At 35.3% G+C, this 16,338-nt stretch carries 11 protein-coding genes and 1 other RNA gene; 3 read left to right on the plus strand and 9 right to left on the minus strand.

Annotation, left to right across the window (positions count from 1 at the left end; translation table 11 throughout):
- Positions 1-25 precede the first annotated feature (25 nt).
- The gene (gene fahA / locus BUB89_RS09855; RefSeq protein ID WP_073244540.1) at positions 26-1,309 is read left to right on the plus strand and encodes a fumarylacetoacetase; all 1,284 of its coding nucleotides are present in this window, start codon (positions 26-28) and stop codon (positions 1,307-1,309) included.
- A gap of 241 nt (positions 1,310-1,550) precedes the next feature.
- Here fahA and fsa read toward each other — a convergent pair whose 3' ends face one another.
- From fsa to ffs, 3 genes are all read right to left on the minus strand, one after another.
- Positions 1,551-2,207 (minus strand): fructose-6-phosphate aldolase, encoded by a 657-nt coding sequence (fsa, locus tag BUB89_RS09860; RefSeq protein ID WP_073244542.1) that lies wholly within the window; start codon positions 2,205-2,207, stop codon positions 1,551-1,553.
- An 80-nt stretch (positions 2,208-2,287) separates the two neighbouring features.
- Positions 2,288-3,091, minus strand: coding sequence for an SDR family oxidoreductase (locus BUB89_RS09865; RefSeq protein WP_073244544.1), 804 nt, complete (start codon positions 3,089-3,091; stop codon positions 2,288-2,290).
- Positions 3,092-3,361: 270 nt separating this feature from the next.
- Positions 3,362-3,459: signal recognition particle sRNA small type (ffs, locus tag BUB89_RS09870), an RNA gene on the minus strand.
- A gap of 88 nt (positions 3,460-3,547) precedes the next feature.
- Here ffs and BUB89_RS09875 point away from each other — a divergent pair.
- A complete protein-coding gene (locus tag BUB89_RS09875) occupies positions 3,548-4,600 on the plus strand; it encodes a glutaminyl-peptide cyclotransferase (RefSeq protein WP_073244546.1) in 1,053 nt (350 codons plus the stop codon).
- Between the two features lie 89 nt (positions 4,601-4,689).
- On the opposite strand, the gene BUB89_RS09880 is transcribed toward BUB89_RS09875, so the two are convergent.
- From BUB89_RS09880 to BUB89_RS09905, 6 genes are all read right to left on the minus strand, one after another.
- Complete coding sequence (locus BUB89_RS09880) at positions 4,690-5,583, minus strand: glycerophosphodiester phosphodiesterase family protein (RefSeq protein WP_073244548.1); 894 nt, start codon at positions 5,581-5,583, stop codon at positions 4,690-4,692.
- Between the two features lies 1 nt (position 5,584).
- Positions 5,585-7,159 carry a calcineurin-like phosphoesterase family protein gene (locus tag BUB89_RS09885; RefSeq protein ID WP_073244550.1) on the minus strand — a complete coding sequence of 525 codons (1,575 nt, stop codon included), beginning with the start codon at positions 7,157-7,159 and terminating at the stop codon, positions 5,585-5,587.
- A 13-nt stretch (positions 7,160-7,172) separates the two neighbouring features.
- Complete coding sequence (locus tag BUB89_RS09890) at positions 7,173-8,600, minus strand: SusD/RagB family nutrient-binding outer membrane lipoprotein (RefSeq protein WP_073244552.1); 1,428 nt, start codon at positions 8,598-8,600, stop codon at positions 7,173-7,175.
- Between the two features lie 10 nt (positions 8,601-8,610).
- A complete protein-coding gene (locus tag BUB89_RS09895) occupies positions 8,611-12,060 on the minus strand; it encodes a SusC/RagA family TonB-linked outer membrane protein (protein WP_073244554.1) in 3,450 nt (1,149 codons plus the stop codon).
- An 82-nt stretch (positions 12,061-12,142) separates the two neighbouring features.
- Positions 12,143-13,066, minus strand: a complete 924-nt coding sequence (locus BUB89_RS09900; RefSeq protein WP_073244555.1) for a FecR family protein — start codon at positions 13,064-13,066, stop codon at positions 12,143-12,145.
- A gap of 100 nt (positions 13,067-13,166) precedes the next feature.
- Positions 13,167-13,709 carry an RNA polymerase sigma factor gene (locus BUB89_RS09905; RefSeq protein WP_234982619.1) on the minus strand — a complete coding sequence of 181 codons (543 nt, stop codon included), beginning with the start codon at positions 13,707-13,709 and terminating at the stop codon, positions 13,167-13,169.
- A gap of 231 nt (positions 13,710-13,940) precedes the next feature.
- Between BUB89_RS09905 and BUB89_RS09910 the strand changes: the two genes are divergently transcribed.
- Positions 13,941-16,331 (plus strand): TonB-dependent receptor, encoded by a 2,391-nt coding sequence (locus BUB89_RS09910; RefSeq protein ID WP_073244557.1) that lies wholly within the window; start codon positions 13,941-13,943, stop codon positions 16,329-16,331.
- The last annotated feature ends 7 nt before the right edge of the window (positions 16,332-16,338 follow it).

Here is a 16,338-nt window from a genome sequence, read left to right on the forward strand (position 1 = left end):
ATTTTCAACAAAAAATTAACAAAATATGCCAATATCAGCCAACGATACAAAAAGAAAATCATGGATTGAAGTTCCTGAAAATAGCGATTTCCCAATCCAGAATATTCCTTTTGGCGTTTTCTTAACCAAAGAAAATGTTGTGACGGTAGGAACCCGCATTGGAGATTCGGCTATTGATTTAGGCGCTTTGCAGCAGCTTGGGTATTTTTCAGGTATCGAATTAACCGATGATATGTTCATTCAGGATACTTTGAATGATTTTATCTCTGACGGAAAAAAAACATGGCGTCTGGTTCGCAATCGCATTGCTGATATTTTTGACGAAAACAATCCTAAACTGCGTGACAATTCCGCTCATAAAGACATCATTATTTTTAATATCGACGAAGTAGAAATGCAATTGCCTGTCTTAATAGGTGATTATACTGATTTTTATTCGAGTAAAATTCATGCTTCCAATGTTGGGAAAATGATTCGTAACGAAGAAAATGCCTTGTTACCTAACTGGCCTCAAATGCCTATCGGTTATCACGGCAGGAGTTCTACCATTATTCCGTCCGGAATTCCGGTTCACAGACCTATTGGGCAGACTTTACCTCAGGACGGCTCTACACCTGTTTTTGGAGCTTCGCGTTCTATTGATTTCGAATTAGAAACCGCTTTTATCACTACCGATGCGAATGTTATGGGCGAAATGATTCCTATCAGCGAAGCCGAAGATTATATTTTTGGGATGGTATTATTAAATGACTGGACTGCCCGTGATATACAAAAATGGGAATACATGCCTTTAGGTCCTTTTTTATCCAAAAGTTTTGCCAGTTCCATATCGCCATGGATTGTAACCATGGATGCATTAGAACCTTTCAGAGTAGCGAGCCCAAAACAAAATCCGAGTCCGCTTCCTTATTTACAACAAAAAGGAAAACATTCTTTTGATATCAATCTGGAAGTATGTATTGAACCTGAAAATGCCGAAACTACTACGGTTTCTAAATCTAATTTCAAGCACATGTACTGGACAATGAACCAGCAACTAACACATCATACTTCTAACGGTTGCCGTGTAAATTCCGGTGATATGATGGGTTCAGGAGCTATTTCAGGACCAAGTGAAGACAGTTATGGCTCCATGTTGGAATTAACCTGGGGCGGAGAAAAACCATTAAAATTAAATGATGGCAGCGAACGTAAATTTATCAACGATAATGATACTGTTATCATAAAGGGTTTTTGCGAAAACAGTCAGGTACGTATTGGTTTTGGAGAAGTTTGCAGTAAATTGCTTCCTCCATTTGTAAGGAAATAAAAAAATATTTCAAAACTTGATTGTCCCTATGCAGACTAAAAATTCAATATTGGCACACGGATAATACAGATTAGACAGATTTTCACTGATTGTTATATAAAAATCTGTTTTTATCAGTTTGAATCCTTGTCATTCGTGTACCCTTTTTAAAATTAGTACAACTAATAAATTCATAAAAAAATAAAAGTCCCATCTTGTTCTAAAACGAGATGGGACTTTTTTTATGAGATAAAGTAACGAATTACTTGTTTCCTTTTTCGAAATCAGCAATAAACTGAGCTAATCCGATATCAGTTAATGGGTGTTTCAACAAACCATAAATTGCAGATAAAGGTCCTGTCATAACATCAGCACCAATTTTAGCACAGTTTACAACGTGCATAGTGTGACGAATAGAAGCTGCAAGAATTTGAGTTTCGTAACCATAATTATCATAGATATCTCTAATTTCCTGGATTAGGTTCAATCCGTCAGTAGAAACGTCATCTAATCTTCCTAAGAATGGAGAAACATAAGTAGCTCCTGCTTTAGCAGCCAATAAAGCTTGACCAGCAGAGAAAACTAAAGTTACATTCGTTTTAATTCCTTTATCAGAAAAATATTTAGCAGCCTGAACACCTTCTTTAGTCATAGGCAATTTCACAACAATTTGCTCATGTAATTCAGCTAACTCTTCACCTTCTCTTACCATTCCTTCAAAGTCCAAAGCATTCACCTCAGCACTTACATCACCATCAACAAGATTACAAATATCTACATAATGCTTTAAGATGTTATCTTTTCCTGTGATTCCTTCTTTAGCCATTAAAGACGGGTTTGTAGTTACACCATCTAATACACCTAAAGATTGTGCTTCTTTAATTTGAGCTAAATTAGCCGTGTCAATAAAAAATTTCATAATTTATATATTTAATTGTTTTTAGATTATTTTTAAAAAGTGTTTATTCAACACTTAAAATTCATTTAACGCTTGCAAATTTACAATTTATAATGATTCATCAGCATTTTTTCATAAATTTTATCTGGTAATAAACGTTTTAATACGATAGAGAACTTTTGCATAAAGGCCCCCACCTTATAATGTACCTTAGGATTCTTGGTCTGAATGATGTTATAGATTGCCAAAGCCATTTCATTTGGGTTACTTCCGCTATCCACATGTTCATCCATCATGGCTAAGGTTTTTGCGTATGGGATTTCATAAGCAGAACCTTTAATTAATGGTGCATGAAAACGTCCAGAGGCAATATTAGTAGCAAAATCACCCGGAGCCACATTGGTTATATTGATTCCAAAAGACTTTACTTCCATGTTCAACGCTTCTGTAATTAGTTCTAAAGCTCCCTTAGAAGCTGAATAAACGCTTCTGTAAGGCAAGCCCATATAGCCTGCAATCGAAGTAACATTAATAATTAATCCTGATTTTTGCTGGCGCATTTGTGGCAACGCTGCCTTCATGACTTCGATGGGACCAAAAAAGTTGGTTTCAAAATTATTCTTAATTTCCGAAGTTGGAATTTCTTCCAATGGTCCTGTAATCCCTACTCCTGCATTATTTATTACAACATCTAATCGTCCTGTTACCGCTATTATTTTTGCAATTGCTGACTGAATGCTCTCTGTATTTCGAACATCTAATGCCACTAATGGAAAAACAGAATTTAAAACTCTTTCGGGGTTTCTACTGGTACCGTAAACAACAAAGCCTTTGTGATGTAAAAACTCTCCAACAGATTTTCCTATTCCTGAAGAACCACCTGTAATCAATACGACTTTGTTCATTTTTAAGTTATGAATTATAATTTATGAATTATGGGTTAGGGATTAGGGGTTATCGTTAGGGGTCATGAATTATGGGTTAGGGGTTATTGGCTTACTATTATTTCTACCTACTTCCCTCTTCTAACTTCCCTCTTCTAACTTCTAACTCTCCACTTCTTTCTTCCCAAAGGGGCAAAAATAAAAAAATCCTCCCGAAGGAAGACTACTTTTGTTTTTAATTCTGAAAAAAGAATCTGAAATATCCCGATGCTTCGGTACAGATTAAATAAAAAATGGCAAGCGACCTACATCGCACCGCTCAACCACGTACCCTTGCTATGTTCCCATCCTGGGGGAGTCTGCAGGAGCTGGTCGTGTAGGACTTGCCGGTGCAAATATACAATCTTTTTATATTTTTGCAAGCCCTTTTGTAGGCTAAAAATAACATTGTATATTAGGACTTTTAAAATTTGCAACATGAAAAAACATAACTTACTATCTTTCATTTTATTAGGAACGCTGCTTTCTAATTGTGGAGATACAAAAAATAGAGAAAATACTATATTTAATTTTGATACCTCTAAAATTTCGGCACAATATCAGCCGCAACAAACGGTTGATTTGACTATTTTGAATCCAAAATCCAAGCAAGTGGATAGCATTGTGTACTATGTAAACGATGCTAAAGTTAAAACGGTAAAAGGATTGGAGAAGCTTTCTTTTGAACTTAAAGATCAAAAATTAGGGTACCAAAACATCAAAGCTTTAGTCTATTTTGAAGGCGAAAATGCAGAAACGACTACCCGAATTGAAGTAGTTTCGAATGTAACTCCTAAATTATTAAAATACAAAATTGTAAATACCTATCCTCATGATACCGCTTCATTTACCGAAGGTTTAGAGTTTTACAAAGACACTTTATATGAAAGCACAGGACAAAAAGAAAATTCTTATTTAAGAAAATACGATTACAAAACCGGAAAAATATTCGAACAAATTAATTTAGAGAAAGATAAGTATTTTGGTGAAGGAATTACTTTTATCAACGGAAAATTGTTTCAATTGACCTGGCAGGAAAAAACAGGTTTTATTTATAATGCCAATACACTAAAACTGGAAAAAACTTTTACCTATACGAAAGACATTGAAGGTTGGGGAATGACTAATGACGGCAAATACATTTACCAATCAGACGGGACAGAGAAAATATGGAAAATGGATCCTGAAACGCAAAAAATGGTCGATTACATCAATGTTTACTCAGGAAATTCTAAAATCAAATCGGTAAACGAATTAGAACTTATCAATGGCAAATTCTATGCTAACATTTGGCAAAAAGATGCCATCGCTGTTGTAAATCCTCAAAGTGGTGCTGTGGAAGGAATTATTGATATGTCAGGATTAAGAAAATTGATTAAAGCAACTCCGGATGATGTTTTAAACGGAATTGCCTACAACCCTAAAACTAAAACCATTTTTGTTACCGGTAAAAACTGGGACAAGATGTTCGAAATAAGTGTTTCGGAATAATTGATTCTTATATAAATGTAAAAAACCGTCTCATTTTTTCTAGAACGAGACGGTTTTTTTATGCAAAATTTTAGCTTGTAATGATGATACTAATTCAGTAGTCGTTCCGGATAATCAGTTATTATTCCGTCTACTTTTAAATCCAGCATTTTACTAATAGCATCCTTATCATTGACTGTCCAGGGAATAACTTTGATATGCGTTGCTCTTAGTGAATCTAAAAATGCAGCATTTACCAAGAGGTAATTTGGACTGTAAATCTGAGGTTTAAAAATCAGTTGCTTAAGGTTTTTATCAATCCCGGCTTTTGAAGTTAATAAAGCTATTTTCACCTTTGGGTATTTCTTATGCAAGACATTTAAAAGATGCGGATCAAAAGACTGAATATTCATAAAGGGTTTGATTCCCTTTTGCTGAATAACATTCATCACTAAATCAACAAATTCTTCCGGTTGTGGCTGATGGATACCGTATTCTTTCTTTTCCGATTTGATTTCGATATTATACATCACTCTTTTAAAATGATGCTGTTCAATCTCTTTTTCGACACTATCAATCACCTCAGCCAGCAATGGTTTGTATGTTTTCAGCTTTTTTTGCTGAGGAAAAAGAGGATTTCCATTAGAGCCACTATCAAACTTTTTAATGCTATCGTAATTCATCTCATATAAGCTGTAGGTTTTCTCTTTTTCTTTTGCAATAGCGAGACCATCGGGAGTTAGCACATACAATGAAGACATAAAAGCTTCATGTGAAACCACTACTTTTTTATCTTTAGAAATCACCACATCCATCTCGATTACATCTGCTCCTTTATGGATAGCGCTTAAAAAGGCCGGAATTGTATTTTCGGGAAAATTTCCCCGATCGCCGCGATGTCCCTGTACTTCAACATGCTGTTTTTTAAGTTCTTCTTTTTTTGTTTTGCATCCAAAAAAAACTACGAAAAACAACAGCAGTACACTTATTTTATAACTATTCATTTTATAGCGTATCTATTCTGTAACTTCCACTTGCGGTATGTGTTTTCCCAAACATATCCGTAGCTTTTATTTCCACTTTATGCGTTCCTAATTCCAGATTTGCAGGGATTTTTCCTTTCCATACATGGGTTGAAGCGGAAGGATCAGAAGATCTTCTTCCCGGCATTAATTGCTCTGCCAAATCCCATTCGTATACTAATTCTACATACGAAGGATCGGCTTCAACAACACGTTCCATGGCTTTCCATTCGCCATTATCAACCCGGTAAACTAATTGATCGTTTTCTCCTCCCATAAAGAAATTAACATACAATGCCGATTTTGTATTTTTTCCTTTGGCAACCACTTTTGGTAAAAAAACATTCATTTGGTGTTCTTTTTCTTTTCCTGCTGCTTTATAATCAACCGTATAGGTATTACCTTTAAAGTTAATAAATGCATATCCTTTAGGAGTTCCGTCACGCATTACTGAAATAGGAATTCCTTTTTCGTCTAATTTTCCCGAATACCAGTCGCCTGAAGTTGTTCCTACATTGTAATGATGATGCGGTTTATTTTGCAGCCATCCTTGTTCTTTTCCTAAAAAATCCTGACGTTGTAAATGAGTATGTGCTGATAAAGACAAGGTATTAGGAAAATCTTTTAGCAAAGAAAATAATTGGTCACGATCGGCATCTCTAAACGAATCATCTTTTGCATCTGGTTCACTTATTGGAATATGAAAAGCCAGTACAATCAGATTATTTTTAGGTACAAATTTCAAATCGTTTGCTACAAACTGTAATTGTTCAGGAGTAAATCCGCCCCAATAACCTTTGCTGTCTCTGGGATCCGGATATAATACATCATCCAATACAATGAAATGTACTTTTCCATAATTAAATGCATAATTAGCCGGTCCAAAATGCGCTTCGTAAGTTTCATCGGCCAAATCATCTCGGGTAGCATCAAAATTAAGATCGTGGTTTCCTAAAAGATTGTACCACGGAATTCCAACTTTTTTTACCGCTTGAATATAAGGATTGAACAAACTCAAATCATTCCCCACAAGATCTCCCATACTAAGACCAAATGAAACATTTTTAACCCCTTCAACCTCAGCAACAATTCCTCTGTAGAAATAATCCACTTCTTCTAAATTATAAGGTTGCGGATCACCAAAAATAAGTGCTGTAAAATCAGTTTCTTCTTTTTGAGGAATCAATGCAAAATCAACAGATTCAGGTAATTTATCCGTAGGAGATACACCCTCAAATTTCATTTTGGGAGAACCCGAAGGTTTATGAATATAAAAAAACTGTGGTTTGTTGTTCTCGTCGATACGAACTCTGTAAGCTGCCGGTTTTATTACTGTAATAATAGCATCGTTTTTAAGCGGCAATTCATACTGCCCTTTATTATTCGAAAGTACTACTTCAACTCCATTGCTTACAGCAACATTAGCAATTCCTTTTTCGCTTTTTTCTTTCTTTCCGTTGCCGTTTTTATCTTCAAAAACAACGCCTTTTACTGTATTTTGAGCAGAAACAGCCAGCGTAAAAAACAGCATTATACTGCTAATAATATTTTTTTTCATTTTTTATCTTTTATTAATTATCCCACCACACTTTAGCATTAATATCATCTGTACCTATCATCTGCACCGCTTCTTTATAATTGTCTACATTATACAGCTGCTGGTCAGTAGGAAAAGTAAATCGGGATGGCATAACAGCATTATTTCCCATGGCTGCGGTTGTAGGCAAAACAGGTAAACCGGTTCGGCGGTATTCAAACCATTGCTGATAATCTGTAAAATACAATGCATAATATTTTTGCAGCATAATTTGTTCCAATGTTCCGTTGTATTGCACTACAGTATTATCAAAATAATTTGCCGGCATCACCGCTTTTACTTGTTCAATAGCTGCTTTAATTCCGTTTTTATAATGAGTTTCTGCATCAGAAATCAACCCGCGTTGGGCTAATTCGGCTTTAATAAATTCAACTTCTGCATACGTTAATAAAAAGATTTGCATAGGGTTTATAACTTGTGCCTGCATTAAAGTAGAAGCATTGTATTGAAATTGAGAATCGGCTCCTTCATAACCACTTGGTATACCTTTATATCCAATAGCATTATTTTGTAAATCTCGGGCAACTGTAGCAATAATATTCCTTCTTGGATCATTAAAATTATTAAGATTGTCTATGAAAAAGGAAGCCATTTTAGCTCCTAACGGAAAATCCTGAGGTCTTCCCCACGGAGACACATTAGGAGTCACCCCGGTAACCTGTAATATTGCCGACTCAGCCGTACTGGTAAAAACAGGATACTTTACGGCATCTTCTGCCATTGTTTTTAACTTAGCAAAAGCATTCGTTTCTGTTCGGTTAGATATTCTTAGCAGCAATCTCATATGAAGAGAATTAGTAAATTTCTGCCATTTTTTCACATCGTTATGAAACAAAATATCTTCGGCATATATCATTGCTTTAGTAGTATACATAGCATTTGCTCTCTCTAAATCGGCTAAAATAGTTTCATAAATAAACTGTTGGGTATCATATTTAGGATACAAAATACCGTCTTCAGATCGTACCGCTTCAGTCATTGGAACAGGACCAAAAATGTCCGTCAGATTAGCATACACCAAAGCATTAAGTGTCAGAGCAATGGCTTCATAATTAGCATCCTCATATTTTTGAGCTGCCATACGCATTTCTCTGATATTAGCCAGATATTTGTAATATGTATTCCACGAAGAGTTTCCAATACCCGGGCTTACATCATAACGATGCAAACCTCCGGAAACACTCGGAAAAGGCAAAGAAACCTGCATTAAATCGAAAGTCACACTGGCGCTTCGGGTTGCGTTATGCGACGCAATTCCGTAGATTATTGGATTTAATAATGTTCCCGGGCTAATAGCCGAAATCCTGTTAGGGTCATCATTAACATCCTTAAAATCATTTGAGCAAGCTGATACTAAAAAAATCAGCGCTAAGGTTGCTACTAAATAGTTTATTCTTTTCATTATTTTTAAATTAGAAATTTACTTTTAAATTAAATCCATAACTCGCCGGTGATGGCATTTGTCCCATCTCAAGTCCCGGCAAAATAGTATCTCCGTTAAGAGCTCCTACCTCAGGATCATAAATTGGGAAATCACTTATTACAGCTAAATCCCTTCCAAAAACAGACAATTGAACTGATTCTAAATTGGTACTTTTCAACCATTTTCTTGGAAAATCATATTGAAAACTTACCTCACGCAGTTTAGCAAAAGAGGCGTCAAAAGAGTTAGATTCTATATTTGCTCTTCGGTAATAGCGTGTGTACCAGTCCGGAGTACCTGCCTTTGTGGTATTAGGAGAATAAGAACCGTCACTATTCAGGACTACACCGTCACCAATTATGAATCCGTCTTCTCTACCCATGTAAGTAGAAGTAAGTTTTCCCTGCTCCATTAATTTATGATGCGTTTGCGAATACACGATTCCACCATACTGACCGTCAATAGTTACCCCGATTCTGAAATTTCCAATACTAAAATTATTCACAAAACCTGCCTTCCAGTCCGGACTTGCATCGCCTATATATTGAATTTCTTCCGGATAGGCAGGCAATCCTGCTGCATCATACACAATTTCACCTTCAGGAGATCTTACAAATCCAAATCCGTAAATAGCAGTAGCAGTCCCTCCTACTTTTGCAATAATAGAAGCTGTACCTCCTTGACCAATTATTTGTTGCCCATTAATACCATCCGGCAAATCCATCACTTTATTCCAGTTACGCGACCAGTTTAACGAAGTTTTCCATTTAAAAACTTTTCCGTCAAAAACCTTTCCTCCAAAAATTAATTCAATACCACGGTTTCTCACTTCTCCCGCATTTAAAATAGCATCACTATATCCTACACTCCAGTCCAGCGGTACTTTAATGATTTGATTTTTAGTTTTACTTTCATAAACCGTTGCATCAAAATTTAATCTTTTATTCAGCATTAAAAGCTCAAAACCTGTTTCAAAACTGGAAGTGATTTCAGGCTTAAAATTCTCGTTATTCTTTAGAGAAGGTAATATTGCTGAACTTGCAAAAGCATTTTGATCGTAATATTTTTTTGTTCTGTAAGGCTCCGTATCATTTCCTACCTGAGCAAATGAGAATCTGTACTTAAGATAGTTAATGCTTTTAGGTAAATCCAGCATTTCAGAAACAATCAAACTGGTATTTACCGAAGGATAGAAAAAGGAGTTATTGGCTTCAGGAAGCGTACTTGATTTATCATTTCTTCCGGTAACATCAACAAACAATCTGTCTTTGAAAGAAAAAGAAATTAAGCCGTACAAACTATTTATTTTTTTGTTTCTGTCTCCGGCAGAAATATTGGGCATATTCACTCCGTTAGAAAGTTTATAAACATCCGGAACCACAAGTCCTTCTACACTGGCACTTAAACTTTTATATTTATAACTCAAAGCATTTCCTCCCACAGATGCAGAAAATGAGAAAGCTTCACTAAATTTCTTTTTGTAAGACAATAAAAAATCGGAATTGGTTTCAGTTTTGGAAACATCCTGTCTGCTGAAATACCCCTTCGCATAACGGTTAATACTATACGGTCTGTGTTGTTCTCTGTTTTGAGTATAGGTATTAATAGCCGTTCGTACCATTAAATTCAAATTAGGAGCCAAATCAATAGTTGCCGATACATTCCCCACTAACTGATTACTTTCTAATGAATTAGTCGCTTCATAAGCAATCAGATAAGGATTGTCGATATAAGAACTAAAAGGGTGTACCTGAGCAATATTTTCTGCTCCCTGTTCCCAAATTGGGCGGTACCAATCCAAAGGAATATTAGGTTGCTGAAAAATCATAAAATAAGCAATCGAACCGTTATTATATCCCGTTGAAGGTAAATTATCACTACTTCTGTTGTTATAGTTTACCGAAGTATTCAGTTTTATTTTAGTCGAAATCTGATAATTGGCATTTACGGCTGCAGTAATACGCTCAAAACCGGTATTAGGCATAATCCATTCATTTTTAGAATGTCCAAAAGAGGCTCGCATAGAACCGTTTTTATCACCTCCTTGTAAAGAAATATTATTATTGATGGTGAAACCGGTTCTCCAAAAATCTTTACGGTTGTCTTTATAAGGCTTCCATAATTGTCTTTCGGCTGACTGACCTTCGGTTACAGGATCGTACTGGTAAAAATATTGACCTTCAAAAGCCGGTCCCCATGCGGAACTGGTACCACCTGTACTGGTTCCATCAGCTGAACTTCCATAGGAATAATACGGATTTCCTTCTTTATCGAAGGATCTTCCTGTACCCTGCCCGTATTTATACTGATAATCCGGCCATCTCTGGATCACATCAAAAGTCACCCCTGAATTAAGAGTAACCCCAAAACCTTTTGCTTTTTTACCTGATTTGGTCGTGATAATCAAAGCACCATTGGCAGCTCTGTTTCCATAAAGTGCTGTTGCTCCTGCTCCTTTTAAAACAGTAACACTTTCTATATCATCTAAGTTTAAATCCGAAATTCCGTTACCGTAATCTATTGGGGAATCCTGCCCCATGTAAGCGCTGTCTGAACCCGCTGTAGTCATTTCGGTATTTACAGGAACACCATCTACAACAATTAATGCATAATTTCCTTTAGGATCTAAGGAGTTATTTCCTCTCAACGTGATTTGTTGCGAATTTAAAGGCCCGGAACCGGTAGAAATAATATTTAAACCCGCCACTTTTCCTTTCAATCCTGATGACCAATTGTTAGGTGTAGTTTGTGCTAAACTCTCTGATTTTATGGTTTCCTGCTTAAAACCCAAACGTTTTTCTTCGCGTTTGATTCCCAGAGCAGTTACTACCACTTCATTCAACTCATTAGTATCCATTTTCAGCATTACTTTTACTGAAGCTGGATTGGTTACTTTAACTTCTTTCGAAATAAAACCTACATAAGAAATCACTAAAACCGGATTTGAAGTACTCACAGACATCGTAAAGTTTCCATCAATATCAGTCATAGCGCTGTTTTGTGTGTTTTTTTCTAAAATAGAAACACCCGGCAAAGGCATTCCCTGTTCATCACTAACAGTTCCTTTTATCGTTTTTTGAACCTGATTTCCTTTGATAACACTTACGGTATTATTGATTTTTTTAAATGTAAATCCCGTTTTATTCGAAATTATTTTAAGTACATTCTCCACACTTTCTTCTTTAGTTTTAATAGAAATGTGCTGAGAATTGCGTGCTATTTGTTCGTCAAAAACAAATGTTAACGAACTTCTTTTTTCAATAGCATCAAAAACTTCGGTAATAGAAGCATTTTGAATATCTAAAGAAATTTTGTGTTGCTCCTCCTTCGAATACATGTTTCCTGAGGTAAATAGAGAAGTCAACATAAAGAAAATGAAAGAAAAATGGTAAAAATTTTTCTTTAATAACTGATTTAAAAATTGTACGTTTGTGTTCATTAGTATGGGCTATATTTTTTTAGTCATTCAATTAAAACCTGTTTCTGTTGCAACCAGAAACGGGTTTGTTTTTTTTTAATAATTACTTGTTATCTCTTCTTATAATAATTTTATTTTTAGTTAAATAATCGATTTTAAGTTTTTTTACAAAAGCAATACTTGCTAATATATTATCTAGTTTTTCTTCTTTAAATTTTCCATTAATTAGTAGTTGTTCCAGTTGAGAATCTTCAAAAACAATATCAACATTGTACCAGTTTTCCAGTATTTTTGCGGTTTCAGCCAGTGTGGACTGCTTTAGAATTATAATATTGCTGACCCAGGCTATTTTCTCCCGGCTTTCTTCTTTGGTAATATTAAAAACAGTATTCTTAAAATCTGCCTGTTGGTTTTTAGTCAAAATAACACGCTGTCCTGAATGGGATTTAAGTGCCACAACACCGGTAAGTACACTTACTTTAGTAGGAGTTGTGGAATAGGAATTGATATTAAATGAAGTCCCTAAAACTTTTAGGGTCATATCATGCATTGTGACAATAAAGGGTTTTTCAGGATTTCTTTTTACTTTGAAATATGCTTCTCCTGTGAGTTTTACATTTCGGGTCTCTTCGAATGTTTGAGGGTAAGAAATACTACTGTTTCTGTTTAAGATAACAATACTACCATCTTGCAAAGTGATTTCTTTTTTTTCTCCTCTGTTTGTAATTTGAACAATTTGAGCAGGGATTAAAGATTGTTTTATTACAAAACCAATTCCCATTGCAAGAACTAAAACAGCTGCAACACGCATTATTTTTACGGATAGTGCTTTTTTTCTGGTTTTCCTTCTGGTGGTGTAAACTGCCTGAGCAATCTTCTGTCCTTTTTTATCCGAAAGCAATATGATATCTGTATTGGCTCTATTTTGCATTTCATCAAAAAATGCTTCTACATTCTTTTTTTCGGCATCAGTGCAATCATTTTCGGCGTACTTTTTTGCAATGATTTTAAATTGTTCTTTATTCAAAATAATATGATTTTAACTATAAGTCACATTTTTCAGAACAAACAAGTAGTGGAATCTTTAGTCTTAACTTTTTCTTAAAATCCCAGAAATTCCGGTAACGTTAAGGAAACATTTGGTGTAAATGAGAAGAAATTGTAGAGCGAAGTACTTTTAAAGCATTACTAATATGCTTTTCAACTGTATGAATAGAAAGGTTGAGTTTGCTTGCAATTTCCTGATTGGAATATTCTTCAAAACGACTCATCAAAAAAACTTCTCTGCATTTAGGAGAAAGTTCGTTTACACGCATCATTATTTCTTTTTCAAAGTCTTTATATTCAATATCGTTAATGGTGTTAGCGGAAGTTCCGGTAAATTCTAAAACATCAAGATGTTCCTGAGTGAATTTTAGATCTCTGATGTGGTTTGCTATTTTATATTTAACAGCTCTGAAAAGATATGATTCTAAATGTAAAATGGTTGCCGTTTCAATATTTTTCCAAAAGCTGATAAAGATTTCCTGAACGATATCTTCACAAACTTCTTCTTCTTTAAAAATATTATAAGCATAGGTATACAAACGTTTCCAATAGCGGTCAAAAATCACATCAAAGGCTAAATTATTGCCTTTTTTAAGCTGAAACTGCAGCTCTTCATCTGACATTGATTTTAAATCCTTTTTCATAGTCACAAATGAAATCAATCTTTTATAAAGCCGCTAATTATTGATTTTAAGTTTTTGTTAACTCTCTTTTCCCTTCGAAAAAACAGGTTAAACGTCTATTTTACTAGGAAAAACAGTATAATTATATTTTTATTTAGAATAATTAAAAATAATTTGTTTAGGAAATATTTAGAATATACTTTTGTAGAATAATTCTAAATAACAAGTTAAATGAAAATGATTCCTCTACAAAAAGTTTTATTCTCGCTCCTTTTTTTGACTTCATTGCACATCACAGGTCAGGGTTTTGGAAAAATTACGGGAAAAGTGACATTGAGTGATAATACTCCTGCCGAGAGTATAGCTATAGCTCTAAAAAACACTAAATACAATACCATGACTAACTTTAGCGGGCAATATCAGTTTAAAAATTTAAAGCCCGGTACCTATATTTTAAGCATTAATGGTATTGGAATAAAAGCAATAACCGAAACCATTACGATAAATGCCAATCAGACACTCACTAAAAACTTTAAGTTAAACGAAAGCAAAGAAGAGCTGAATGAGGTAATTATAAAAAGAAGTAAATACAAGCAAAATAATCCTTCGTTGTCATTACGCCTGAACACGCCTGTTTTAGAAATTCCGCAAAATATCCAGATTATTAGCGGACAAACTTTGCAAGACCAGCAAATTACAAGCATGAGCGATGGTGTAATTCGAAATGTGAGTGGCGCTGTCCGCTTAGAACACTGGGGTGATTTGTATACCAATATTACCATGCGTGGCTCCCAGATACAAGCTTTTAGAAACGGATTTAATGTGGTATCTTCTTTTTGGGGACCACTTACTGAGGACATGAGTTTTGTAGATCATATTGAATTTGTAAAAGGACCTGCAGGATTTATGCTTTCCAGCGGAGATCCCAGCGGACTGTATAATGTAGTGACTAAAAAACCAAGCGGAATCACAAAAGGTGAAGCGTCAGTAATGGGAGGAAGTTTTGACTTCTACAGAGCCAGTATAGACTTAGACGGAAAACTCGATAAAAAAGGAAAATTATTGTATCGCTTTAATGCCATGGGACAAAATAAAGGTTCGCACCGCCATTTTGAGCACAATGATCGTTATGTAATTGCTCCGGTAATCTCTTATCAGCTGGATGATAAAACTAAAATTACTGCTGAATATAATTATCAAAGAGCTAATATGAGCGAAGTAGGTTCTTACTACATCTTTGGCCCTACTAATGATGGTTATGCCACGATGCCTATCGATTTTACAATGACACAACCGGGCTTACCCGATACAAAAATTAATGATCACAGTGGTTATTTATTATTGGAACATCATTTTAATCCAAATTGGAAACTGACTGCTCAAACATCTTATTTTAAATACTTACAACAAGGATACAGCTCCTGGCCTACTGCTGTAGGTCCAACAGCCGATTTAGCAAATGGAGAAATTATACGAAATGTAGGGATTTGGGATGCTGAAAGCACTATGTATTTAGGACAAATGTTCCTAAACGGAAAATTTAATACCGGAAATGTTTCGCACAAAGTATTAGGAGGAATCGATTTAGGAAGTAAAGATTACATGGCCGATTGGGGACAATCCCATGATTTAGATACTTTTGACGATCCTTTCAATGTAAACAATCCTGATTATGGACCACCGGCAAATGGCTTACCTGATTTTGACCGTGAAACACCTTTAAAACAAAGAGCGGTAGGTTTATATGGTTCAGAATATGCAGCGGGTTATATTCAGGATGAAATGGGGTTCTTTAAAAACAAAATCAGATTAACACTTGCTGCCCGATACACCTGGATTAAGCAAACCAGCAGTTACAGCGATCCCCTTTCTGACAGTCATATTACGCCTCGTGCAGGATTGAGTGTTTCTCTTACTCCGAATACCTCCGTTTATGGTTTGTATGATCAGGCATTTTCACCTCAATCGGGAATTATTAAAAGTGGAGCTGATGTAAAACCATTAACGGGTAACAATGTAGAATTCGGAATCAAACAGGACTGGTTTAACGGAGCATGGAGCAGTACTTTTTCTGCCTACAGCATCTTAAAGAAAAACGAGTTAACATCTGACCCCGCTAACACACCTCAACAAAACTTTAGTGTCGTTTTAGGTGAAAAAAGAGCCCGAGGTCTGGAGTTTGACGTAAGAGGAAAAATTGTGGATGGTTTAAATCTTATAGCTAATTATGCTTTTACCGAATCTACTGTGAAAGAATCAAATGTAGCAACAATTATTGTAGGTTCTACTGTTCCCGGATTTGCTAAACACACCGCTAATACCTGGTTGAATTATACAGTAACTTCAGGAAAACTAAAAGGATTAGGAGCATCTGTTGGAGGAACTTATTTGGCAGGTCGTCAAACTGATACCTGGAGTGTAGGGCTGGAAAAATTGCCTAATTATTTCAAAATGGATGGCGGATTATCGTACGAAACCGGAAAGTTTAAAATTACGGCCAACATGTTTAATATTTTAAACGAATACCTATACAGCGGTTCTTATTACTCCTATCTAAATGCCTACTATTGGCAAACAGAAGCACCCAGAAATGTAAGAGTGGGTGTTACTTATAAATTTTAAACAATTA

The organism is Flavobacterium flevense (assembly GCF_900142775.1).
GTDB classification, from domain to species: Bacteria; Bacteroidota; Bacteroidia; order Flavobacteriales; family Flavobacteriaceae; genus Flavobacterium; species Flavobacterium flevense.

Coding starts and splice junctions, on each gene's coding strand:
- BUB89_RS09895 (WP_073244554.1), bottom strand. CDS start 12,060: ATGAACACAAACGTACAATTTTTAAATCAGTTATTAAAGAAAAATTTT.
- BUB89_RS09885 (WP_073244550.1), bottom strand. CDS start 7,159: ATGAAAAAAAATATTATTAGCAGTATAATGCTGTTTTTTACGCTGGCT.
- BUB89_RS09890 (WP_073244552.1), bottom strand. CDS start 8,600: ATGAAAAGAATAAACTATTTAGTAGCAACCTTAGCGCTGATTTTTTTA.
- fsa (WP_073244542.1), bottom strand. CDS start 2,207: ATGAAATTTTTTATTGACACGGCTAATTTAGCTCAAATTAAAGAAGCA.
- BUB89_RS09905 (WP_234982619.1), bottom strand. CDS start 13,709: ATGTCAGATGAAGAGCTGCAGTTTCAGCTTAAAAAAGGCAATAATTTA.
- BUB89_RS09910 (WP_073244557.1), top strand. CDS start 13,941: ATGAAAATGATTCCTCTACAAAAAGTTTTATTCTCGCTCCTTTTTTTG.
- fahA (WP_073244540.1), top strand. CDS start 26: ATGCCAATATCAGCCAACGATACAAAAAGAAAATCATGGATTGAAGTT.
- BUB89_RS09880 (WP_073244548.1), bottom strand. CDS start 5,583: ATGAATAGTTATAAAATAAGTGTACTGCTGTTGTTTTTCGTAGTTTTT.
- BUB89_RS09865 (WP_073244544.1), bottom strand. CDS start 3,091: ATGAACAAAGTCGTATTGATTACAGGTGGTTCTTCAGGAATAGGAAAA.
- BUB89_RS09875 (WP_073244546.1), top strand. CDS start 3,548: ATGAAAAAACATAACTTACTATCTTTCATTTTATTAGGAACGCTGCTT.